At 65.7% G+C, this 22,163-nt stretch carries 24 protein-coding genes and 1 pseudogene; 12 read left to right on the forward strand and 13 right to left on the reverse strand.

The window, feature by feature from the left end:
• Positions 1-142: 142 nt before the first annotated feature.
• Entirely contained in the window at positions 143-544 is a 402-nt protein-coding gene (locus ACOZJV_RS34540; RefSeq protein WP_421549599.1) for a lysozyme inhibitor LprI family protein, read from the reverse strand.
• A 30-nt stretch (positions 545-574) separates the two neighbouring features.
• Complete coding sequence (locus ACOZJV_RS34545) at positions 575-1,504, reverse strand: ADP-ribosylglycohydrolase family protein (RefSeq protein WP_421549600.1); 930 nt, start codon at positions 1,502-1,504, stop codon at positions 575-577.
• A 153-nt stretch (positions 1,505-1,657) separates the two neighbouring features.
• On the opposite strand from ACOZJV_RS34545, the gene ACOZJV_RS34550 reads away from it, so the two are divergent.
• From ACOZJV_RS34550 to ACOZJV_RS34575, 6 genes are all read left to right on the forward strand, one after another.
• The gene (locus ACOZJV_RS34550) at positions 1,658-2,191 is read left to right on the forward strand and encodes a sigma-70 family RNA polymerase sigma factor (RefSeq protein WP_421549601.1); all 534 of its coding nucleotides are present in this window, start codon (positions 1,658-1,660) and stop codon (positions 2,189-2,191) included.
• Positions 2,188-3,135, forward strand: coding sequence for a FecR domain-containing protein (locus ACOZJV_RS34555; protein ID WP_421549602.1), 948 nt, complete (start codon positions 2,188-2,190; stop codon positions 3,133-3,135). Before ACOZJV_RS34550 ends, ACOZJV_RS34555 begins: the two co-directional genes overlap by 4 nt.
• A gap of 115 nt (positions 3,136-3,250) precedes the next feature.
• On the forward strand, positions 3,251-5,740 hold the full coding sequence (locus ACOZJV_RS34560) for a TonB-dependent siderophore receptor (RefSeq protein WP_421549603.1): 2,490 nt from the start codon (positions 3,251-3,253) through the stop codon (positions 5,738-5,740).
• An 86-nt stretch (positions 5,741-5,826) separates the two neighbouring features.
• Positions 5,827-6,285 carry an SRPBCC family protein gene (locus ACOZJV_RS34565; RefSeq protein ID WP_078473860.1) on the forward strand — a complete coding sequence of 153 codons (459 nt, stop codon included), beginning with the start codon at positions 5,827-5,829 and terminating at the stop codon, positions 6,283-6,285.
• Entirely contained in the window at positions 6,275-6,622 is a 348-nt protein-coding gene (locus ACOZJV_RS34570; RefSeq protein ID WP_238596246.1) for an ArsR/SmtB family transcription factor, read from the forward strand. Before ACOZJV_RS34565 ends, ACOZJV_RS34570 begins: the two co-directional genes overlap by 11 nt.
• A gap of 10 nt (positions 6,623-6,632) precedes the next feature.
• The gene (locus tag ACOZJV_RS34575; protein ID WP_421549604.1) at positions 6,633-7,436 is read left to right on the forward strand and encodes an aminoglycoside phosphotransferase family protein; all 804 of its coding nucleotides are present in this window, start codon (positions 6,633-6,635) and stop codon (positions 7,434-7,436) included.
• Between the two features lie 252 nt (positions 7,437-7,688).
• Here ACOZJV_RS34575 and ACOZJV_RS34580 read toward each other — a convergent pair whose 3' ends face one another.
• Positions 7,689-9,017 carry a PLP-dependent aminotransferase family protein gene (locus ACOZJV_RS34580; RefSeq protein ID WP_421549605.1) on the reverse strand — a complete coding sequence of 443 codons (1,329 nt, stop codon included), beginning with the start codon at positions 9,015-9,017 and terminating at the stop codon, positions 7,689-7,691.
• Positions 9,018-9,107: 90 nt separating this feature from the next.
• Here ACOZJV_RS34580 and ACOZJV_RS34585 point away from each other — a divergent pair, with 90 nt between their 5' ends.
• The 3 genes from ACOZJV_RS34585 to ACOZJV_RS34595 all read left to right on the forward strand — a co-directional run bounded on the left by ACOZJV_RS34585 (position 9,108) and on the right by ACOZJV_RS34595 (position 10,524).
• Positions 9,108-9,737, forward strand: coding sequence for a LysE family translocator (locus ACOZJV_RS34585; protein WP_421549606.1), 630 nt, complete (start codon positions 9,108-9,110; stop codon positions 9,735-9,737).
• 24 nt (positions 9,738-9,761) lie between these two features.
• Positions 9,762-10,127: an antibiotic biosynthesis monooxygenase family protein gene (locus tag ACOZJV_RS34590; protein ID WP_201131827.1), complete on the forward strand. Its 366-nt coding sequence runs from the start codon at positions 9,762-9,764 to the stop codon at positions 10,125-10,127.
• Positions 10,128-10,215: 88 nt separating this feature from the next.
• The gene (locus ACOZJV_RS34595) at positions 10,216-10,524 is read left to right on the forward strand and encodes a hypothetical protein (protein WP_078473855.1); all 309 of its coding nucleotides are present in this window, start codon (positions 10,216-10,218) and stop codon (positions 10,522-10,524) included.
• Between the two features lie 10 nt (positions 10,525-10,534).
• Here ACOZJV_RS34595 and inhA read toward each other — a convergent pair whose 3' ends face one another.
• Positions 10,535-11,218, reverse strand: a complete 684-nt coding sequence (gene inhA / locus ACOZJV_RS34600; protein ID WP_421549607.1) for an isonitrile hydratase — start codon at positions 11,216-11,218, stop codon at positions 10,535-10,537.
• A 109-nt stretch (positions 11,219-11,327) separates the two neighbouring features.
• Here inhA and ACOZJV_RS34605 point away from each other — a divergent pair, with 109 nt between their 5' ends.
• The gene (locus tag ACOZJV_RS34605) at positions 11,328-12,332 is read left to right on the forward strand and encodes a GlxA family transcriptional regulator (protein WP_078473853.1); all 1,005 of its coding nucleotides are present in this window, start codon (positions 11,328-11,330) and stop codon (positions 12,330-12,332) included.
• Positions 12,322-12,750 carry a hypothetical protein gene (locus tag ACOZJV_RS34610; protein ID WP_201131823.1) on the forward strand — a complete coding sequence of 143 codons (429 nt, stop codon included), beginning with the start codon at positions 12,322-12,324 and terminating at the stop codon, positions 12,748-12,750. The genes ACOZJV_RS34605 and ACOZJV_RS34610 overlap by 11 nt, the downstream gene beginning before the upstream one ends.
• A 2-nt stretch (positions 12,751-12,752) precedes the next feature.
• On the opposite strand, the gene ACOZJV_RS34615 is transcribed toward ACOZJV_RS34610, so the two are convergent.
• The gene (locus ACOZJV_RS34615; protein ID WP_421549608.1) at positions 12,753-15,191 is read right to left on the reverse strand and encodes an alpha/beta fold hydrolase; all 2,439 of its coding nucleotides are present in this window, start codon (positions 15,189-15,191) and stop codon (positions 12,753-12,755) included.
• A gap of 10 nt (positions 15,192-15,201) precedes the next feature.
• Positions 15,202-15,681 carry a hypothetical protein gene (locus ACOZJV_RS34620; RefSeq protein ID WP_421549609.1) on the reverse strand — a complete coding sequence of 160 codons (480 nt, stop codon included), beginning with the start codon at positions 15,679-15,681 and terminating at the stop codon, positions 15,202-15,204.
• A 187-nt stretch (positions 15,682-15,868) separates the two neighbouring features.
• On the opposite strand from ACOZJV_RS34620, the gene ACOZJV_RS34625 reads away from it, so the two are divergent.
• Positions 15,869-16,456, forward strand: a complete 588-nt coding sequence (locus tag ACOZJV_RS34625) for a hypothetical protein (protein WP_078473849.1) — start codon at positions 15,869-15,871, stop codon at positions 16,454-16,456.
• Between the two features lie 9 nt (positions 16,457-16,465).
• Here the strand turns inward: ACOZJV_RS34625 and ACOZJV_RS34630 are convergent, their stop codons facing one another.
• The 7 genes and pseudogenes from ACOZJV_RS34630 to ACOZJV_RS34660 all read right to left on the reverse strand — a co-directional run.
• A complete protein-coding gene (locus tag ACOZJV_RS34630; RefSeq protein ID WP_078473848.1) occupies positions 16,466-16,852 on the reverse strand; it encodes a hypothetical protein in 387 nt (128 codons plus the stop codon).
• Positions 16,853-16,885: 33 nt separating this feature from the next.
• Positions 16,886-17,362 carry a cysteine hydrolase family protein gene (locus tag ACOZJV_RS34635; protein WP_078473847.1) on the reverse strand — a complete coding sequence of 159 codons (477 nt, stop codon included), beginning with the start codon at positions 17,360-17,362 and terminating at the stop codon, positions 16,886-16,888.
• Between the two features lie 34 nt (positions 17,363-17,396).
• Positions 17,397-18,161, reverse strand: coding sequence for a hypothetical protein (locus ACOZJV_RS34640; RefSeq protein ID WP_421549610.1), 765 nt, complete (start codon positions 18,159-18,161; stop codon positions 17,397-17,399).
• A gap of 123 nt (positions 18,162-18,284) precedes the next feature.
• A complete protein-coding gene (locus tag ACOZJV_RS34645) occupies positions 18,285-18,779 on the reverse strand; it encodes a hypothetical protein (RefSeq protein WP_421549611.1) in 495 nt (164 codons plus the stop codon).
• A 68-nt stretch (positions 18,780-18,847) separates the two neighbouring features.
• A complete protein-coding gene (locus tag ACOZJV_RS34650) occupies positions 18,848-19,297 on the reverse strand; it encodes a hypothetical protein (protein WP_078473845.1) in 450 nt (149 codons plus the stop codon).
• Positions 19,298-19,490: 193 nt separating this feature from the next.
• Positions 19,491-21,332 (reverse strand): glycoside hydrolase family 15 protein, encoded by a 1,842-nt coding sequence (locus ACOZJV_RS34655; RefSeq protein ID WP_201131819.1) that lies wholly within the window; start codon positions 21,330-21,332, stop codon positions 19,491-19,493.
• Positions 21,325-22,047, reverse strand: a pseudogene (locus ACOZJV_RS34660) (SDR family oxidoreductase); the annotation flags it as partial. The pseudogene ACOZJV_RS34660 and the gene ACOZJV_RS34655, both read right to left, overlap by 8 nt.
• Positions 22,048-22,163 lie beyond the last annotated feature (116 nt).

Genomic DNA, 22,163 nt, shown 5'->3' on the forward strand with positions numbered 1-22,163 from the left:
CCCCCCCCCCCCACAACCCCCTCTCCTCGCCCCCCCCCCCCCCCCGGCGGGGGGGGGGGGGGGCCCCCCCCCCCCCCCCGCCGCCCCCCCCCCCCCCCCCCCCCCCCCCCCCCCCCCCCAACGCCGGTTTTTGCATGAGCGGCTAGAGCCCCGGCACCGGGCAGCTCAGGTCGCCTTCTTCGCACTTGAGGTAGGTCTTGAAGGCCTTGACCCGGTCCTTGGTCAGGGCCGTGGTGCAGTTGCTGTGGATCAGCGGGTAGACACTGCCGCCCTCGACCCCGGAGGCGGCGAAGTCGCACTCGGCATCGCGAAACACCACCCAGGCGCGTTGCGTGGTGACCAGCAGCTTCTTGGTCTGCGGCTGGTCCTTGAGGCGCTGGTTGATCTGCTGGTACAGGCTGTTGAGTTCCTGGTCGGCGGCCTTGAACTGCTTGCCGGCGCATTGGTTCATGTCGAGTTGGGTGGTGGCGTTGTCACACTCGTCGGCCTGGGCCAGGGGCGCCAGCAGCAGCGGGGCGAGCAACAGCAGGAAGCGTGGGTGCATGGCAGGTCTCTTGATTCAAGCAGGGTGGGGTTACGACTGACGTTGAGCCTGGACGGTTTGCGCAGCCTGGAGCAGTGCATCGGCCGTGGCCTGGATCTCATCGCCCATGTGCAGCTTGGCCAGCCAGCCTTCGGGGATGCCCTGGGCACCGTAATGGGCCCCGGCCAACTGGCCGACGATGGCTGCGGTGGTATCGGCGTCGTCCCCCAGGTTACTGGCGGCCAGCACCGCGGCGGCAAAGCTGTCGGTGTGCTGGAAGCACCACAGCGCGGCCTCCAGGGACGCCACCGAGTAACCGCTGCCGACGATCTGTTCGCGGGTTTTGTCCAGGTACTGGCCCTGGGCAATGGCCGCGACCTTGGGCTGGCTGAAACTCGATTCCGGCACGTGACGCAGCTGCGCCTTGCTCGCGCCGGCCAGGGCCAGGGCGATCAGTTGCGCAAACAGCTGGCAGCATTCCACGGCTTCGGGCGCAGCGTGGGTGGTGCGCGAACTGCTGGCGGCGAATTCGGCGATGCGCGCCTCATCGGGGAAGTAGAACAGCACCACCGGCGCCAGGCGCATCAGTGAGCCGTTGCCGGCGCTATAGGGATCGGTGGAGCCGGAAAACGGATCGCCGCTGGCCTGGAACCGGGCCAGGGCCTCGCGCACGGTCATGCCGATATCGAAGCAGTCGCCGGTGGAACTCAGGTAGCCCCATTGCCACCAGTTGAGGTAGCGGCCCATCTGGTCGGCGGCATTGAACCCGCCCTTGTTCAGCAGGCTTTCGGCCAGGCACAGGGCCATGGAGGTGTCGTCGGTCCATTGCCCGGGCTTGAGGTTGAACGGGCCGCCGCCGGTCATGTCGGTGACTTCCGGGAACGAGCCGCGCGGCTTGAATTCCACGGTGGTGCCGAGCGCATCGCCGCAGGCCAGGCCGAGCAGGCTGCCGCGGTAGCGATCTGAAAGCGTAAGGGGCATGGGTCATCCTTGTTGAAGGCCGGGTACGGGGGGGACCTTAGCATTTTTCCCGGGTGATCCGCGCTGCGGCTCGGCGCAGGCCGACGAGGCTATTGCCTCGCTTTGGACATTGGACTAAATTGCGACGCATTCTCAATTACGTGCGCAGCGCTCATGCCTCCGGTCGCTTCCGATTGTTCCGCTCATCAACCCATTGCCGTGCTCTACGGCGATCACCATGGCTGGCTGGTGGGCTGGTTGCGCGCGCGCCTGGGCTGTTCGCAGCAGGCTGCGGACCTGGCCCAGGACACCTTTGTCCGCCTGTTGCTGGCTGACCCGCAAAAGAGCGTGGGCAGCCCGTTGAAGGAGCCGCGGCACTTTCTGGTGACGGTCGCCAAGCGCGTGATGATCGACAGCTTTCGCCGCCGTGCCCTGGAGCAGGCCTATTTGCAGGCCCTGGCGGAACAACCCCCGGGGCTGGAGATTTCCCCCGAGGAGCGTTGGCTGCTGATCGAGACCCTGCAGCGCCTGGACGCCATGCTCGACGGCCTGGGGCGTAAGGCGAAGCGGGCGTTCCTGCTCTCGCAATTGCAGGGCCTGCCCTACAAGGATATTGCCGAAGAGTTGCAGGTGTCGGTCAGTTCGGTGACCAAGTACATCGCCAAGGCCACCGAGCACTGCCTGTTTTTTGCCCTGGATAATCAATGAAGGCCCAGGATCCGCAGCGCCAGGCCTTGAGCGCGGCCGCCCACTGGGTCGCGCGGCTGGCCGCAGTGCCGGGTGATGTCGAGCTGCAACAGGCGTTCCGCGCCTGGCTCCAGAAGAGCCCGCAGCACCAGTGGGCCTGGCAGCAGGTGGAGCAGTTGCAGGCGCAGTTGAACGGTTTGCCGGCGAGCCTGGCCTGCAACGTCATGGACAAGGCCGCGGCGCTCCCGCTGCTGGATCGGCGCAGCCTGCTCAAGGGACTGGTGCTAGCCGTGGGCGCCGGTGGCCTGGGTTGGTCCGGCTATCGCCAGGCACCGCTGTGGATGGCCGACCAGCGCACGGCGGTCGGTGAGCGGCGCAGCCTGCAACTGGCCGATGGCACACGGCTGATCCTCAATACCGACAGCGCGGTGGATATCGTCTACAGCGCCGAGTTGCGCCTGCTGGTGTTGCGCGCGGGGGAGATCCTGGTGGAGACGGCCAAGGACGCCCGGCCCTTTATGGTGCGCAGCGCCCAAGGCGAAATGCGGGCCCTGGGCACGCGTTTCAGTGTGCGCCAGAGCCCCGGCTTCACCTCCCTTAGCGTGTTGCAGCATGGCGTGGCGGTGCGTCCGGGTCACGGCCTGGCCGAAACGGTGGTCATGGCCGGGCAGACCGTCGGCTTTGATGCCGAACAACTGCTCACCCGCAGCGCCCTGGAACCCGATGCGGGCGAGTGGGCCCGGGGCCGGCTGTTGATCGACGGCTGGCGCCTGGAGCGCCTGGTCGACGAGTTGCAGCGTTATCGCGGCGGCTACCTGGGCTGCGCGCCGCAGGTGGCGGATCTGCGGGTCTCGGGGGCATTCCCCCTGGACGATATCGACCAGGCGCTGGAGGCGATTGCCCAGGCGCTGCCGGTGCAGATCGTGCGCCACACCCGCTACTGGACACGCCTCGTCGCAACCTGATGCGACCTGTCAGCGCCCCCTGAAAAAAATGCCGCGGCCATTGTCGATTGGCCAGCGCTCGCTCGACTCCCTCCTGCAAGACCTTCACCTTTGAACCGAATCTTCAGGAGTCAGCATGCGCGCAGGGCCATACACAGCGGTGGATAAACGGCACTTTTCCAGCAGCAGGAAACCCTTGGCCATGGCGCTGCTCGGGGCTTCCCTGGCCTTGCACTACGGGGTGCTGCAACCCTTGCTCGACCCTGCGTCCCAGGCCCGCGCCGCCAGCCAGCAGAAAACCTATGCCATTGGCGCCGGCCCTCTGGGCGCGGTGCTCAGCCGCTTTGCCGGGGACTCGGGCGTGGTCCTGTCATTCGATGCCGGGCTCACGGCGGGCAAGAGCAGCCGGGGCTTGAGCGGTACTTTCAGTGTCGAACAGGGTTTTGCCAGCTTGCTCGCCGGCAGCTCGCTGGCGGTGGTGATCAACCCCAATGGCAGTTATGGGCTGGTGCCCGTTGGCGAGGGTTCGGTGCTGAACCTGGGCGCGACGTCGGTCACCGCCCAGGCCCTGGGGCTGACCACCGAGGGCAGCGGTTCCTACACCACCGGTGCCACCAGTACGGCGACCAAGCTGCCGCTGTCCCTGCGCGAGACCCCGCAATCGGTGAGCGTGATCACTCGCCAATTGATGGACGACCAGCACCTGTCCACCCTCAACGAGGTGCTGAGCTTTACCCCAGGGATCAGCAGCAATCACCGCGACAGCGAGCGCTACACCTTTTACTCGCGCGGCTTTCAGATCCAGAACTTCCAGTACGACGGGATTCCGGCGCAGATCGCCAACGAGTCCCAGCAATTCACCTCGGCACTGTCGGACATGGCGATCTATGACCGTGTCGAAGTGCTGCGCGGCGCCACCGGCCTGATGAGTGGGGCGGGGACTCCGTCCGCCACCATCAACCTGGTGCACAAGCGCCCGACCAAGGACTTCCAGGGGTATGTTTCCGGCGAGGCCGGGGCGTGGGACAGGTACCGTTCGGAAGTCGACGTGTCCGGCCCCTTGACCGACACCGGCAATGTGCGCGGGCGCTTTGTGGCGGCCTATCAGAAACAGAACTCGTTCATCGACTGGTACAAGCAGGAGAAGCGCGTGCTGTATGGCGCCCTGGACATCGACCTGAACGAAGACACGGTGCTGCGCACCAGCCTGGACTACCAGAACAACAACGCCGATGGCACCAGTTATGGGCATATCCCGTTGTTCTACAGCACCGGCCAGCAAACCAATTTTTCCCGCTCGTTCAACCCGGCCGGCCGCTGGAGCTTTCTCGACAACACCAGCTACAACTTCACCAGCATGCTCGATCACAAGCTCGGCAACGACTGGAGTCTGAAGGCCTCGTACAGCCATCAGTACGCTTACCGCAAAGGCGAGGGTTCGTCGGCCAGCGCCTCCAACCCGGACCCGCTGACTGGCGCCGGTGCCTTTGCCTTTATCAGTCGCCTGGACAGCTACCAGACCCAGGACACGCTGGACCTCTATGCTTCCGGCCCGTTCACCCTGGGCGGTCGCGAGCATGAGCTGGTGGTGGGCGGTAGCACTTCGCGCACGCACTTGAATTTTCCCGATTACACCAGTGTCGGACCCGACGGCGATTACCGCCCGGTGGACAATATTTTCGAGCTCGATGGACGCGAGTTCAGTCGTCCCAAGTTCATCAAGAATGCCGAGGGCGTTACCCGCCTGAAACAGACCGGCCTCTATACCGCGCTGCATTTGAAGCCCTTCGACCCGCTGTCGATCACCCTCGGCACGCGCGTCAGTTGGTGGCACCAGGAAGACATGACGCGCAACGAGGCGTCGGGGGTGGAAACCGTCGACAACACCAAGAAAAGTGCGGTGCTGACCCCGTACGCCGGTATCGTCTATGACCTCAACGACCGTTACTCGGTGTACGCCAGCTACACCAACATCTTTTTGCCGCAGACCTACTACAAGACGGCGGCCAACACCTCCCTCGATCCGCTGCAGGGCGATAACTACGAAATCGGCATCAAGGGCGAGTTCTTCGATGGCGGGCTCAATGCCAGTGTGGCGCTGTTTGACGTCGAGCAGAAAAACAGCCCCGAGTACGTCGGTGACAACCTGCAAACCAACAAGCCGATCTACCGGGCCATCAGCGGCACGTCGACCCGGGGGCTGGAGGCCGAGGTTTCCGGCGAAGTGGCGAGTGGCTGGAATCTGTTCGGCGGCTATACCTACCGCGAATCCCATGACAAGGACGGCGAGCGGGTGCAGGCCAACCAGCCGATCAACCTGTTCAAGCTCGGCACCACCTACCGTCTGCCGGGTAACCTGAGCCGCTTGACCGTGGGCGGCAACCTGACCTGGCAAAGCGAGTCCTTTGCCACCCGGGAGATTTCAGGAACCACCTACAAGGCCTATCAAGACCCCTATGCAGTGGTCGGTTTGCTGGCCCGGTACCAGGTCGACGAGCATCTTTCGCTGGGCCTGAACCTGAACAACCTGTTCGACCAGAAGTATTACGACGGCCTGGGCACCTTCAATTCGGGCTCCTATGGCGAACCGCGCAATGCGATGGTCAACGCCAAGTGGAGCTTCTGATCCTTTGCGATGAGTGGTGGGGCTAACGCAACTCATTGGTTGCGTTTAGCCCAAGGCCGACTAGTGTTCAGTGCTGGAGGTGACTCATGAATTCATCTGATCGCATTGAACGAAAAATCCTGCTCAAGGCGCCCCGGGCCAAGGTCTGGAACGCGTTGACCGATGCCCAGGCCTTTGGCAACTGGTTCGGCGTGGCCCTGCAAGGCCAGCGTTTTGTCGCCGGCCAGCGCGCCACGGGGCAGATCACCTACCCCGGCTACGAGTACCTGGTCTGGGATGTACTGATCGAGCAACTGCTGCCCGAAGAGGTGTTTGCCTTCAGCTGGCACCCCTATGCGGTGGACACCCACCTCGACTATTCCGGCGAACCCACCACCCTGGTGCGCTTCGAACTCGAAGACATGGACGGCGGCACCTTGCTGCGGGTGGCGGAGTCGGGCTTCGACGGCATCCCGGCGCAGCGCCGGCTCAAGGCGTTTCGCATGAACAGCCGGGGGTGGGATGTGCAAATGAGCAACATCGAGACTTACCTTGGTGCAGCCTGAACCCACCCTCACCGGCGTTGCGGCCCTGGACCGCTCGGCGCTGATCTTCGCCGCACTGGGCGACGAGACCCGTTTGCGGCTCGTCGTCATCCTGTGCGCCGGCGAGCCCCAATCCATTACCCAATTGACCCTCGGCACCGCCATCACCCGCCAGGCCGTGACCAAGCACTTGCAGGTGCTGGCCCAGGCCGGCTTGGTACGCGATGCCAAGCTGGGGCGAGAGCGCCTGTGGGCGCTGGAGCTGACCCAGCTGGCTGCGGCCCGGCACTCCCTGGAGCTGATCAGCCGGCAATGGGATTCGGCTTTGGGTAATCTGGCGTCCTTTACCGAGCGCTGACGGGAACCCGATGTTCGAGCCTTACCTGAGTCGCTGGCAGTTGCTGCCGGACGGCGAACCGATCATGACCCATGGCAGCCGCCTGCTGCCGGTACGCCGTGGCGCAGTGCCGGCGATGTTGAAAATTGCCCTCGATGACGATGAAGCCATCGGCAACCAACTGATGGCCTGGTGGGCCGGCGCGGGCGCGGCCCCGGTCCTGGCCCAGGAGGGCGCGGCGCTGCTGATGGCGCGGGCCGAGGGCGGGCGTTCGTTGCTGGACCTGGCCCGGCACGGTGAGGACGACCAGGCGAGCCGTCTGGCCTGCGCCTGCCTTGCGCGTCTGCATGCGCCTAGGCCCGGGCCGTCGCCCTCGTTGTTGTCCCTGGCGCGCTGGTTCCAGGCGCTGCGCCCGGCGGCCGCGCGCGAAGGCGGGGTGCTGCTGGAAAGCCTTGCCGCCGCCGATGCATTGCTGGCCGACCCGCGTGACGAGGTGGTGCTGCACGGTGATGCCCACCACGAGAATATTCTCGACTTTGGCGAACACGGCTGGCTGGCCATCGACCCGAAACGGGTGCGGGGCGAGCGCGGGTTTGATTTCGCCAACCTGATCTGCAACCCGCAACTGCCGACGGCCACCGATCCGGCGCGCTTTACCCGGCAGGTCGGAGTGATTGCCGAGGCCGCCGACCTGCCGCGCCAGCGCCTGTTGCAGTGGGTGCTGGCTTATAGCGGCCTGTCGGCGGCCTGGTTTCTGGAGGACCGGAATCAGGCGGGCGCCGGGCACCAGCGTCAGGTGGCGCGCCTGGCGGCTGAGGCACTGGCGCAGCCCTAAGGGTTTACGGAAGCCCCCCTATGGCGAATGGCTTACACGCGCTGCCCGTGATGTCGTCTATTGCCCCTTGAGGTTTGTGTTTAATCTTCACTCCATCAACTGCAGCGCAGGAAGCGCTCAGGATCAAGGATGATCGACCATTTGCAAGGACGCTACCGACAGGGAGTCGACATGGTCTTGGGAAAACCCGCTTCGGCGGGTTTTTTTATGCCCGGGAAAAACTCAGGCCACGGTGCTTAACGCACCGACCGGCTACAGCTCGGTTACCGCATCGCGCACTTTGTGCAGCGCCTGCTCCAGTGCCTCCAGGCTGATGGAGCCCAAAGCCACCCGCAACGCCTGCGGCACATGGGCGGTGGTGGCGAAGGGCTCGGCCGAGGTCACCCGTACGCCCTGGCGTTCCAGCTGGCTGACCACGTTGTCGGCGCGCAGGCCCTGGGCGAGCCTGAGCCAGAGGTAGTAGGACGCTGGGTGGGCACTCAGCTCGCAGCCCTTGAGCACCCGTCGTGCCAGGCGTTGCCGGCGACGAGCGTCGGCGCGCTTTTGTTCCTCCAGGCTGTCCACCAGCCCCGATTCGATCCAGTGACAACCCAGGGCCACGGTCAGCGCCGGGGTGCTCCAGGTCGAGAGACGAATCGCCTGTTCCAGGGCCGGGATCATCTCCAGCGGCGCCACGATAAACCCCAGGCGCAGGCCCGAAGCGACGCTTTTCGACAGCCCGGAGATGTACAGCGTGCGCTCCGGGGCCAGGGTTTGCAGGGGCTTGGGCGCCGGTTCCGCGAGAAAGGCATAGGCGCCGTCTTCGATAATCAGCAGGTCATGCTGGCGGGCCAGTTGCGCCAGGCGCAGCCGGTCGGCCTGGGGCATTACCGTGCCCAGGGGGTTGTGCATGGTCGGCATGCAATACAGGGCCCGCACCGGGCGCCGCTGGCACAGCGCTTCGAGCGCATCCAGGTCCATCTGGCCGTCCCGTTGCGGCAGTGCCTCCAGGTCCAGGCGGTGGAACTGGGCCAGGGTTTTCAGGCCGGGGTAGGTCAGGGCGTCGAGTGCCAGGACATCCCCCGGTTGCAGCAGCGCCATCACGCTCACCGCCAGCCCCTGCTGGGCACCGTTGACGATCAGCACCTGCTCGCCGGGCACGCGGATGGCGCGGTTGCGCAGGTGGCGTGCTGCGGTTTGCCGTTCATGGGGCCGTCCGCCCTGGGGCGGCGAATGCAGCAGGGCGTCGAGGTCGCCCGACGCGGCGATGGCCCGCAGGCCGTCACGCAACAGGTGCGCCTGGCCGGGCAGGGCGGGGTAGTTGAAGGTCAGGTCCACCGCGCTGCTGCGCGGCGGGTGCTGCTCCAGGCCCATGCCCCGGGGCAGGCTGCTGTCGCGCACAAAAGTGCCGCGTCCGGGCTCGCCCACCACCAGGCCGATGGCCTCCAGCTCGTTGTAGACCCGCAGCGCAGTGGCCAGCGCCACCTGCTCCTGGGCCATCAGCGCACGCAGGGTCGGCAGCTGGGTGCCGGGGGCCAGCTCGCCACTGCGGATGCGAGTGGCCAGGTGGTCGACGATGCGTTTGTAGCGGATTCGGCTCATGCAGGGTGGTCCCGTGTATCTAGATCAATTTTTTGTTTGTATCAGATCGGCGCTCTAATCTAGCGCCTTTTCCACAGGAGTGCCGCGCTGATGATGGACCTGGCGACCCTTTCGATCTTCGTCGGCACGGTGCTGCTGTTGCTGCTGTCGCCTGGGCCGAACATGGCCTTTGTGCTCAGTCACGGCCTGGCCTACGGCTGGCGCGGCGGCGTGGCCTGCGGGCTGGGGATCGGCGCGGCGGACGTGCTGCTGACCCTGTTGACCGCCACCGGAGTGACGGCGCTGGTGGCGGGTTGGCCGCCGGCGTTCGACCTGATCCGCTACGCCGGCGTCGCCTACCTGCTGTGGCTCGCCTACCAGGCGGTGCAGGCCCGTGGGCCGAAGCGTCTGCGGCAAGTGGCACGGGTGCCGTTGCCCACGGTGTGGGTTCGAGCGCTGCTCAACAGCCTGCTGAACCCCAAGGCGCTGCTGTTTTTCATGGTGTTCCTGCCGCAGTTCGTGCGGCCCGGGAGCGGTCCGATCGCCTTGCAGCTACTGGTCCTGGGCCTGGTGCTGACCCTGGTCAGCGTGGTGTTTCACACCCTGCTCGGGGTGTTCGGCAGTGCCCTGAGCCATGGGCTCGGCGCCAGGCCGGTGCTGGCCCGGATCCAGCCATGGCTGCTGGCGGCGGTACTGTTGCTGCTGGCAGCGCGCCTGGCGCTGATGACAAGTCCCCTCTGATGCACTTTGCCAATGGAGTTCAGCATGTATATCGCCGCTTTTATCTATAAACCCGGGCAGCAGGATCAGGAGTTCCAACGCCTGAGCGCCATCATCGACGAGATCGCCATCAGCCTGCCGGGGTTCGTCGGCGCCCAGTCGTGGACTTCGGCTGACGGGCAGTTGGTCAATGCCAGTTATTACTGGGAAGACGAGGCGTCGATCCAGGCCTTTGCCCGGCACCCGACGCACCTTGAAGCCAAGCGCCAGTACCGCCAGTGGTACGCCGGCTATCAGGTGCTGATCTGCAAGGTGGAACGTGCCTACGGTGACGGGCAGATCACCCAGTTGGTGGCCAATAACCGGCAGGGGCCAGTAGTTCGGGCTGCACCGCAGTCGGTAAAAGCCTGAAATGGCTGCGCTGGGTGTGGTGAAATAGGCGGCTTTTTTTCAGCCAGGGATCAGCATGACGCCGCTTGAACCAAGGGTTTCCAATGGAGTGGATACATCCGCAGTCAGCCGCAGGCCGAGCCTGTCACGTGTTTGGCGCCTGGCGTGGCTGGGCGTTGCGCTGTGCCTGGCGTCACCCGCCGCCCTGGCTCTGGGCGTTAGCGCCCACTGCACCGGGCCCAAATGCCCGACCCTGGGCGATGGGCTGCTGTTTATGGTCAAGGCCTTTGTGGCGCTGAACGTGGCCGGTGCGCTGTGGCTGATCGGCCGCGACCTGCTGGGCCTGTGGCGGCGCCGGCGTCACCCCCGGGCCAGCAAGCCGGCCGATCCCGCCGCACCTGACTCGCCGGCTGATTGAGTCGCAGGGTCTAGCACTGCAGCCTTTGCGCCGCACGCTGGGTCACGGCGCTGCGCACCTGGAATGACTCGGCCACCAATTGCCGGGCCTCGGCCAGCACGGCGGCGGGCGCAGTGCTGGGGCTGCCGGCGTTGAAGGGCGGGGCCGGAGCGTATTCCAGTTGCAGTTGCACCAGTTGCGCGCGGGCCTCGCCGTAGAGTTCAGCGGCCAGGGCCAGGGCGAAATCGATGCCGGCGGTGATGCCGCCACCGGTCAGCAGGTTGCCGTCGCGTACCACCCGGTCCTGCACCGCAGTCGCCCCCAGCGGCGCCAGCAGTTCGTGGTAGGCCCAGTGGGTGGTGGCGCGTTTGCCCTGCAACAGGCCGGCGGCCCCCAGCACCAGCGAGCCGGTGCAGACCGAGGTGATGTAGCGCGCACCTGCGGCCTGGCGGCGGATAAAGTCCAGGGTCTGTTCGTCCTCCATCAGCGGGCCGACCCCGGCGCCACCGGGAATGCAGATCACATCCAGGGCCGGGCAGTCGTCGAACGTGGTGGTGGGCAGCAGCACCAGGCCGGTGCTGGCGGTGACCGGTTCCAGGTCCTTCCAGATCAGGTGCACCTTCACGTCCGGCAGCGACGCCAGCACATCGTAGGGGCCGGTGAGGTCCAGTTGCTGAACCTTGGGAAACAATAGAAAACCGATCTGCAGCGTCATCGCGTCTCTCCTGGGGCAATCTTCGGGTCACCCGAAACGGGTGGACGGCCTCACTCTATTCCCCTAGGCTTTGGCGCATCCGCCAAGATGCCCACGATTTACGCCAATCATGCCTACTGCTGCCAAAACCGTGTATGTGCTGGCCTTCGCCAACGCCCAGGTGCTCGATGTGACCGGGCCGCTGCAAGTGTTCGCCTCGGCCAATGACCTGCTGCGCCAGCAGGGTCTGCCTGCGCCCTATGTGGCCACGGTGATCGCCGATCCGGGCGGGCCGGTGCCGACTTCGTCCGGGCTGGCGCTGCTGGCCGAGCCCTTGCCGGCGCCGGACGCGCCGTCCGACACCCTGATCATTTCCGGTGGCTGGGGCGTCTACGCCGCTGCCCGGGAGCCGCACCTGGTGCAATGGGTGGCGCAGCAGGCCGGGCGTTCGCGGCGGGTGGCGTCGGTCTGCACCGGGGCGTTTCTGCTGGCGGCCAGTGGTTGGCTCGATGGCCGGCGAGTGGTGACCCACTGGACCCGCTGCGAGCAACTGGCACGGGAATATCCGCAACTGCAGGTCGAGGCCAACCCGATTTTCATCAATGACGGCGCGGTCTGGACCTCGGCCGGGGTCACCGCCGGCATCGACCTGGCCCTGGCTCTGGTCGAGCAGGACCTGGGCCGTGGGGTGGCCCTGGAAGTGGCGCGGCACCTGGTGGTGTTTCTCAAGCGCCCCGGTGGCCAGTCGCAGTTCAGCGTGACCCTGGCCCTGCAGCAGGACGGCAATCGTTTCGACGACCTGCATGCCTGGATCGCCGAGAACCTGGCCATGGACCTGGGTATCCCGACCCTGGCCTTGCAGGCCGGCATGAGCGAGCGCAGCTTTGTCCGCCACTACCGTGCGGACACCGGGCAGACCCCGGCCCGGGCCGTGGAGCTGATCCGGATCGAGACCGCCCGCCGGCTGTTGGCCGATACCACCCTGGCGATCAAGCGCATTGCATCGCAGTGCGGGTTTGGCAGTGAAGAAACCCTGCGCCGCGGCTTTCTGCGGGCCATGGGCGTGACGCCGCAGGCTTACCGGGAGCGTTTCAGCGCCCATGAACTCAAGGAACAAACCTCTGATGTCGTTTGATGATCACGCTGCAACCGCCCCGCCAGGCCCTGCCAGCGAGCCGCCGCTAAATCTGACCTGGACCCTGGTGATGCTGGCGATTCAACTGTCGATCCTGTTCTGGTACGTGGCCAAGCCCGATGTCACGGTGCATTACTCGGCACAGGGCACGCGCACCCTGAGCTACGTGCTGAACGTCCAGCACAGCATCTACCGTGGCCGGATCGAGCCCGGAGAAAGCACGGGGGACAGTGGGCATATCTTCCCCGATGCCGACTTCTTCATGCAGTTCGACTGGTGGTCCAAGGACAGCCGAGACTGTGTGGAGATCAACCCCAAGTGGCCAGAGACCCATCTCTATATCGATGCCAACGGCGAGCTGGATCGGCGTCCCGAAAGCGGCACCGATGTAGACCGCTTGTCACCCTGCAACGGCTGAGTTCAGCCCTGCACCAGGCTCAACTCGCCGTCGCGGTACAGCACTTCACGGCCGACCCAGGCCGGGTCGACCTGGGGGAGCACCGCCGAGGGTTTGCGCAGTTCGCGCAGCAAGGTCGAGCCGTGGGACAGGCGTCCGCCCATGCGCGCGATCACCGCGCGTGCCGCTTGATACTGCGCATGGCGGCCGGGGTCCAGGGTGTCTTCGAGCAGGATGTCGACGCCCAGCACCCCTTGCACCTGGCCCGGGTAAATCATGAAGCCGCTGGCCTGTTCGCTGCCTTCGCGGCCGTCCTGCCAGAAGCTGCCGTCGCGGTTGCGGACCTCGGCGTGGGGCGCAAACCAGTGGTCACGCTCGGCCTCGGGCATGGCGTGGTGCAGGCGGAAAAAGATCCGCATCAGGTTGTCGCGGTACCACTCGCGTACTTGCAGGTAGTACCCGCGCATCCCCGGCAGCCCCAGGCGATGGGCCATCCCGACTGCCCTTGGCCAGGCCGGCAGCGCCTGCAACGGCAGGTCGCTGCAGGCAGGGCGCGGGGTGCCGGGGTCGGTTTCCCAGGGCAGGCGGTGCGGGCTGTGCTCGAGGTTGCCGTAGGCGGTGGGCGGGCGCCCCAGCAGATCGCCGCCGCTGCTGGCCAGGGCCGTGGCGATGCAGAGGTTGCCCTGGACCACAAACACATAAAAACGGCTGAACCAATCCGCCAGTTGCTGGCCATCGGCGCCGGCCGCGTGCAGTTCGTGCAGTTCCTGGTCGAAGCGCCGCAGGCCGCTTTCCAGGTGCAGCAACTGGCCCCGGGCGATGCGTTGCATGCGCCAGAACAGCGGCAGCGAACGCAGCAAGCGCGCCGGGCGCCACGGCAGGTGCGGGGTGGCGCCGCCGACCTCGCCGGCATAGCTGGCCGAGGACACGCCCCAGTCGGCCAGGCGTGCGAGGAACAGATCATTGTTGATGTAGGACGCGCCGCCAAACACGGCGGTGAACGGCTCATTGTCTTCGAGGATCCGCGAGTCCCAGCGCGCCATGACTGCCGGAATGCTCGCCGCCGCCCGCCGTTGCCCGTACTCCACAAAGCGGCTGGGCTGGGGCGGCAGGATCTCGGCGATATTGGCGGCGGTCAGGTGCCGGCGCCAGCCGTAATCACTGATCGGCCGGTATTGCAGGAGCCACAGTTGCGCGCCGTCCCAGGCCCATTCGACATCGCCGGGCACGTAGTGGAAGGTTTTCAGCACGCCCTGCAAAAAGTCCCAGAGCATTTCGCTGCTCAAGCCATGGGCGGTCGGGAACTGACCGCTGGCCCAGGCGGCTCCAAGCCGTGACAGGACCGCCCGTTCAGGGCTGGACTGGCCGTCAGCCAAGGCCTCCAGATGGCCTTCAACCCACTCCAGCTCCACCCCCAGGTGCCTGACAAAGGCGATGCCCGACAGGGTCGGGGTGATAAAACGCTGCACCACCACTTCCTCGACACCGGCCGCCCGTAGCGCATCGATGCGCGCCGGCACTGTGCTGGCCGGCTCACGCAGGTAGGTGGTGCTGAGGCCGGCATTGGCGGCGTCGGCCTGGTCTTCGCCATAGCTTGAGGAGCGCACCGCCCACGTGGCGTCGGGCTGGCTGGCGAGCAGCGCGGGCAGGCGCGGGTCGTCGCTGCTGTCCAGGGACAGGGCGCTGGGCACCGCTTGTCCGGCCAGCTCGGCCAGGCGCAGGCGGCCGCCCTTGGTGTGGGCGACAAACCCCGGCTCGGCGCCTTCCAGCCAGGTGGCGAACTCGGCCGGGGCATCGATCCACGGGTAATGGCCCCAGCCCGGCTTGAGGCTGATACGCAAGTCGGCCCGGGCCAGGATCGCCGACCAGGCCGCGGCCTGGGCAATGCCCAGCATCCGGTCCTGATCGCCCCACACCAACTCCACCGGGTCCTTGATCCACTCCAGCAACGGCAGCGCGGTGTCGGCCCGCAGTTGCTCCCACAACGGCACAAAGGCCCGGCAGCGGGCGTAGCCCTGGCCCATGCGGCGGTACTGCGCCGGGCTCCAGGGTTGGGCTGAAAACTTGTGGGCGAACCACGCGGGCCTGCGGCTCAGGGCCTGATGGATCAGGCTGCGAATCGGCAGGGGCGCCATCAGCGCCGGCAGCCGCCGTTGCCAGAGAAACGCCCCCACTGGCGCCAGCAGCACACTGCGCGCGAAGTGCCCCGGACGGCGCGCCAGGGCGTGCAGCACAATCAGCGCATTGACCCCGACCGCCATGATCGCCTGCCCAGGCTCAGTCAGCGCCAGCAGCGCCTCGGCGTAGGCCGCCAGGTCTGTGCAGGGCGGTTGCGGGTTGTCGCCAAAACCTGGCAGTTCCAGGGCGTGCACCCGGTAGCGGGCAAAGTGCGGCACGGCGTCGTCCCACCAATCGGCGGCGCTGCCATTGCCGGCCAGCAGGTACAGCAGGGGCTTTTCCATCAGGGTTCCTTCAGGCACGCGGGGCGGCCCCGGGGTGGCGGCGGTCATGGACAAACAACCACAGCAGCGGCGGCAATAACGTCAGCAGGGCCACGCTGTCGAAGGCCAGGTGCGACCCCATCTGCACCTGGACCGAGACCCAGATGTCCTGGGGCGCCCAGAGCAGGATCCCGGCCATCAACCAGGCCCAGGCGTTGGCGTGGTGCAGGCGGTCACCCAGGCGCACCAGGGCCAGCAGGTACAGCGCGTAGCTTTGCAGGGTGGCGCCAAACAGCGCCAGCCACCAGACCTGCTGCGCCCGCGCGGCAGGCGGTGCGGCCTGGCCCCAGAACAGTTGTTCGATGCCGTGCAGGTAATCGGTAAAGAGTCCGCTGTTGCCGGCCCAGGTCAGCAGCACGCCGGCCAGCAGGTGGACCAGCGCCGCGGCATACAGCCAGAGCACCAGGGCGCGACGCAGGCCGGGCTGCGGCGAAGAAGAGGGGGGCAACATTCCATGTCCTGTCGGGAGGCGTCGAGGCGGGGAGTGTAACGATTTTTAGCGGGCCTGCGTGGCGTCGATGGGCTCCTGGCCACTGGGCAGGGGCCGTCCCGCCAAGCTGCCATTGTCCTCGGCGGACGGTTAGAATCGCCGACGTTGCCGCGCCGGCCCGGCGTGGCGCCACAACCAGGGAAGATCGATGTCACGTGCGTCACTGTTGCAACCTTTCACCGTCCTGCTGCTGGTGCTGCTCGCCGGATGCGCCGGCCAGCCCCAGCCGCTGCCGGACACCCCGCACCGCACGCAATTGATCGGGCAGATCGTCGCCAAGTCGGGCATGGTCCGCACCCTCGATTCCCTTAAACAGGCCCCCCCGGCCAAGCCCCTGCCCAGCGTCGACGAGCTGATTGCCGAGCGCAAGCAACTGATGGGCTTCCTGCTGCCGGACGCCTACTGGGCGCTGTACCGCGACAACCTGGAGCAGTTCAAACTGGAGATGGCCGAGGTCAAGGTCAAGTCGCTCACCGAGTACAAACGCCTGTACCGCACGCAACTGGTCAAGGCCAGCGACAGCCAGCTCGAGACCCTGGCCACCGCGCCGGACATGGAAGCCACCCCGGTGTTCAAGAAAGTCCTGGGCAGCGACATGGACATCACCCTGCTGTACTTCGACATGGTCAGGGTCGAAACCGTGGTTGCCGTACAGAGGCACCTCAAGCGCATGGCCCAGATGGACGTGCAATACGACGTCTGCTCGCGCTACAAGGCCTGCTGGAACCCGCGCTGAGCAAGGCCTTCAGGCTTCATGCAAACCGTCGGCGTCGCGCCAGTACAGCGTCGACTCGTACTGAAAGGACAGGATGAAGCAACTGTCGCACTGCTCGCTGATGTGCCAGGCCAGGCGCCGCAATTCTTCCATCGCCGAGTGCTCGGGATGCTCCGGGCCCTGGATGCGCAAATAGGCGCGCAAGGCCACGGCAAACTCGCAGCCTCTGCGGTCCTCGGCGTACAGCTGCTGATCGGTGCCGGCCGCGCTGCTTTCAATGTGCATCCCGGATGGCAGGGCCGCCCACAGCCCATCCGCTTGTGGCTGCACTTCGGCCCCCGCGAAGCCTTCGAGGATTCGCCGCAGCAGGGCGTGGTTCAAGCGACTGTCGGCTTCAAGGTGCAGGTCGAGTGCCATTAGGCCTCCGGGGTTGACGAGGACGGTGTCGGCCTAGGCGTGCGGTTGCAGCAGCTCGGCGCGGGTGATCAGGTGCTTGAAGTGGTGCTGCCAGAGCCGTATCCCCAGTTGCCCGCTGCGGTCCAGGGACGAGCCCAGGGTCAGGTCAGTGATCAGGGTCGGTTGCAGGCCGGCATCGAACAGCGCGAAGCCGGCGGCCAATACGCAGGTATCGGTCTGGATCCCGCACACCAGCACCCGCTGCGGCGCCAGGCTGTGCAGGTAGTGCAGGGTCTCGGCGGTCGGCGCATAGCCGTGCTTGATAAACACCTTGTCGGCGGCCACCAGGCTTTCGTCATCGGGCGCCGGCTGCCAGCCCAGTTGCCGGGCAAAGGGCGTGCGGCTTTCATCGTGGCGTTCGACCGTGGCCACCGAGGGCATGCGCCCCAGCAACTGTTCGATACCGCTGACCAGCCACTGCGGCGGGTTGAAAGAGGGCTGTACATCGACGATCAATAACACCTGATCCATGGGCACCTCGGGTGGTGTGGAAACGGGGGCCGGCCTAGCGGTATCGGCCTTCGACCCGGTATATGGTCAGGCGCTGTTTTTCAGTCAGCCAGAGAAAGTTCGAATGCTCGTCGTACTGTCGCACCAAGCCGTCGTAGGCCTCCATCGCTTCGCGCCCCGGCCACCAGTTGAACGCGTCGCAGTAGAGGCCGGAGGCGCGCATCAGCATGGCCAGGGCAATGTCGAACGCCTTCAGCGTGATATAGCCACCGTGCAGATCGATGAGTTCCCTGGGCGTGAGGTTTTCAACCAGCCGCGCGTGCATGCCTTGATCGGTGTGCACGATGAAATAGTCGCCCAAGGGCGAATACGGCACCTCATCGGTGCAGTCCTTTTCCACCTTGTTGAAGTCGGACAGGGTAAAGCTGCCGTGCACGAAATCCGACAGCGGCGCATAGGACTTCTCATATTCACCGGTCCAGCCCAGGTTGGCGGCGGACATCATCTTCTGCACGCCCGGGCATTGGCCCTTGGAAAAACGCTCGAGGCGGTTCTCGAAATCATCCGCCAGCCAGGCAAAACGCGTGGCCAGGTCGAGGGCCGTGCGCAGGGTGGCCATGGCGGGGCGGATCAGCCCCAGCTTCAACACATGTTCCAGGGTCTGCAGCAGTTCGAGCTGGAACTCGGCGCAGCGCTTGAACACCAGGTCGGCCTGTTCGTGAATCCCCAGGCACTCGGCGGTGCCTTCGGTATGGGCCGCCAGAAACAGCATTTTTCGACTGGCCGAAAAGTACAGGTTGATATCGATCTTTACATCCAAAACCACGGTCCTTGCTGCAAGGTTGCAGAACGCCTGGGGGCGCCCCTGTCGGTGTGCAGCAGGTTAAACAAGCGGCGCGAATCTGCAAGCGGGAAGGCGGGCAGAGTCGCGCCAGGCAGTTGTTCAGACGATTTCGTCGTAGACCTGCAGGTTGCCCAGACGCCACAGATTGCCGTCCCAGGAGATCACGTCTTCGATGTCCTTGCACAAGGTGTGTTGCCGATAACGCGGGGTATTGTCTTTCTTGAACCAGCGATTGATCAGGGTGATCGACTTGGGGGAAGAGAGTTTTTTTCGCTCGTTCAGGGCCGGCTTCCAGAAGTAGATGATCATCGACTCCACCAGCTCCAAGTAGTGGCGAGAGACCTCGCTGGGGTACTTCACCGACCCCAGCCAGAACCGTTGCTCGCGGAAAATCTGGTCGACCTTGTGGTGGTACCTGAGCCTTGAGAAAAAACTGCCTTCGGTGATGCCGCAATATTGAATCGAAGCGCTGCGCTCGTATTTGAGCCTGCCGGTAGCCATGTAGAGGCCATTACTCCACTCAGGGTTGCTTTCGATTTCTTCCAGCGTCAAAGGCCCTCGCCATTCGACGATCAGGGTCGTGTGGACTGACATTGTTCGATCCTTGAATTCACTCGTCCATCGGGTTGGGCTACTGCGTGTGACAACAGCACGGCACCGACTCAGTCAGTGGTTTCCAGCACCCGTGGCCGGCGATAGTTGCCGGTACTGATGCGCATGTAATACGGCTTGTCGGCGCGCAACAGATGGGAGGTCGTCACCCCTGGCGCAAAGCCCTTGCCGCACAGGCCACTGCCCTGCGGGTCCTGGATCACGGTCATGTCCACCACGCCTGCCGGCAGGTAGAAGGTGGCGGTTTCTTCGGCGGCGAAGCGGCCGATGAGTGTGCTGTTGGCCTGCACACCCACGTAGCACCCCAGGCTGTTCATGCCTTCGTCGCGGGTGACCACGACCTTGACCAGGCCGGCGGCAGGCGCTTGGTAGGCGAGCAGGCGGTCCTGAGGGACAGGGTCGGCCTTGCTGTGGGAGACCGGGGCTGAGCGAACGAAGACCGTGCAGGCGGAGGTGGACAGCACAAGGGCTGCCAGGGCCAGGGAGCGGGCAAAATACATAAGGATTCCATTTCCAGGGAGGGACCGACCGCAGGCCTTGTGGACAAGGCCGTAAAAAAGCCACGCATAATATCAATATGATGGCCTTTGCGGTAGGCGACGGTGTTCGGAAAGGGCACAGGTGTGCCCACCGTCGACCTGGCGCTCAGCCCGTGGCGCGCGGAGCTGCGCTCGCCAGATCAGCCCGCGACGCTCAAGGCTGCCACACGCTCTTTTCACCCCCCAGCTTGCGATCAAGAAAACTTGCGGCACTGATCAACGCCAGGTGAGTCAGGGCCTGGGGCGTATTGCCCAAGTGCCGGCCATGGCTGTCGAACTCTTCGGCGTACAGCCCCAGCGGGTTGGCGTAGCGCAGCAGCTGTTCGAACTCCAGGTGCGCCTTGTCGAGCTGGCCGGCGCGGGCCAGGCATTCGACGTACCAGAACGAGCAGGCGGCAAACGCGCCCTCGCTGCCGGCCAGGCCGTCGATCTGGCTGTCGTCGTTGCGGTAGCGGTAGACCATGCCGTCACGCACCAGGGACTTCTCGATGGCTTCCAGGGTCGACAGCCAGCGCGGGTCCTTGGCGCTGACAAACCGCACCAGGGGCATCAGCAGCATCGAGCCGTCCAGGGCGGTGCTGCCGATGTGCTGGACGAAATGCCCACGTTCCTCGTTCCAGAAGTTGCTCCAGATATCGTCGTAGATCGCCTGCCGCGTCTGGTCCCAGCGGGCAAAGGGCGCCGGCAGGGAACGCTTGGAAGCCAGGCGGATGGCGCGGTCCAGGGCCACCCAGCACATCAGCCGCGAATGCAGGAAGTGATGCTGCTCGCCGCGCATTTCCCAGATCCCCACATCTTGGCCCTGCCAGGTGTCGCAGACCTGATCCACCACCTGGACCGCGTGCTTCCAGCCCTGGTGGGAAATGGCTTCGCCGTACTTGTTGACCAGGTACACCGCGTCCATCAGCTCGCCGAAGATATCCAGCTGGATCTGTTCGTAAGCCTGGTTGCCGATGCGCACCGGCTGCGCATTGCCGTGGCCGGCCAGGTGCTTGAGCTCGGTCTCGGGCAACTCCTGCTGGCCGTCGATGCCGTACAGGATATTGAGCTTCATCGGCTGGCCATGGCAGTCGCTGACCCGCCCGCGCAACCAGCCCATATAGGCATTGGCCTCGGCGACGAAACCCAGGCGGATAAAGGCGTAGACGGTGAACGAGGCATCGCGGATCCAGGTATAGCGATAATCCCAGTTACGCTCGCCGCCGGGAGTTTCCGGCAGGCCGAAGGTGGCGGCCGCAAGGATCGCCCCGTGCTTGCGCGAGGTCAGCAGCTTGAGCGCCAGGGCCGAGCGGTGGACCATCTCGCGCCAGCGCCCGCGGTAGTTGGATTGGCCGATCCAGTCGCGCCAGAACTTTTGGGTGCGTTGCAGGCACAGGTCACTGGTGCCCACTGCGACCCGTGGGTCGTCGATGCCGCCGAGGATGAACTCGGCGCTCTGGTCCTGCTCCAGTACCCATTCGGCCACCGCGCTGTCGCCCTCCAGGCGCAGTGCCTGGCTGGCGACCAGGCGCAGGCCGGGCTGGCCGTCGGCCTCGAAACACACCGCGTCGGCGTCGACCCGGGCCCGGGTCTTGGCCCGGGCGTAGTCGTGGCGCACCGCACAGCGCATGCGCACGGTGGCCTGGCCGCTGACCACCCGCACCCGGCGAATCAGCAACGGCAGATCATCTTCGCTGTCGCCCACCGGCAGCAGGTCGGTGACTTCCACCACCGCCCGCTCGCTCAGCCAGCGGGTTTGAAGAATGTTGGTGTCCGGCAGGTAGATCTGCTCGCGTCGGGCGTCGGCCAGATCCGGGGCCAACTGGAAGATTCCGGCAGCGGGGGAGTCGAGCAGCGAGCAGAAGATCGACGGGCTGTCGAACTCCGGCCAGCAGAAGAAATCCACGCTGCCCTTGTCGTTGACCAGGGCCGCGCTGCGCATATCGCCGATGATGCCGTGGGCGTCGATCGGGCTTTGGCGTTCTGGGTGCTGTCGTTCTGTATGAGACTCAGCCATTGCCACGCCCTTCTTCATAAAAGCCGGGATAGAGGCTCATGCCGCCATCGATAAACAGGGTGCTGCCCACGACATAGTCGGAAGCATCGGACGCCAGCCACACCACCGCATTCGCCACATCCTGGGCCTCGCCGATGCGCCCGTAGGGGATCAGCTTCAGCAGTTCCTGCCCGGCCTCGCCCTCGGTGGCCGTGCGGTTGATGGCGGTGCGGATCGCTCCGGGGGCAATGCCGTTGACCCGGATCCGCTGTTCGCTGACCTCCTGGGCCAGGCTGCGCATCAGCATCTCCACCCCGCCCTTGGAGGCGGCGTAATTCACATGGCCGGCCCAGGGAATCACCTGGTGCACCGAGCTCATGTGGATAATCTTGCCCGCCGCCCTGGAGACCCCGGCACGTATGCCCTGGCGCTGGAAAATCCGCAGCGCCTCGCGGGCACACAGAAACTGCCCGGTGAGGTTGACCCCGATCACCTGGTTCCAGTCGTCGAGGGTCATTTCGGTCACCAGCGCGTCCCGTTGCAGGCCGGAATTGGCCACCAGGATATCGAGAAAGCCAAAGGCTTCGAGGGTCTTGGCGAATAGGTGCTCGACCTCGTCCTCCTTTGACACATCGGCGCCAATGGCCACGGCCCGGCCACCGCAGGCGTTGATATCGGCGGCGAGCTTTTGCGCGGGCTCGGGCTGGCTGTTGTAGTTCAGCACGACGCTGGCTCCGGGGGGGGGGCCCCCCGGGGGGGGGGGCCGCCCCCCAACCCCAAACACGCCCGGGGGCGCCGGGCGCAGGGCTCAGGGGGGGGGGGGGGCGTGGGGGGGAGGTAAAAGAAGGGGGG

Source organism: Pseudomonas sp. QD4 (assembly GCF_049199125.1).
Taxonomy (GTDB): Bacteria; Pseudomonadota; Gammaproteobacteria; order Pseudomonadales; family Pseudomonadaceae; genus Aquipseudomonas.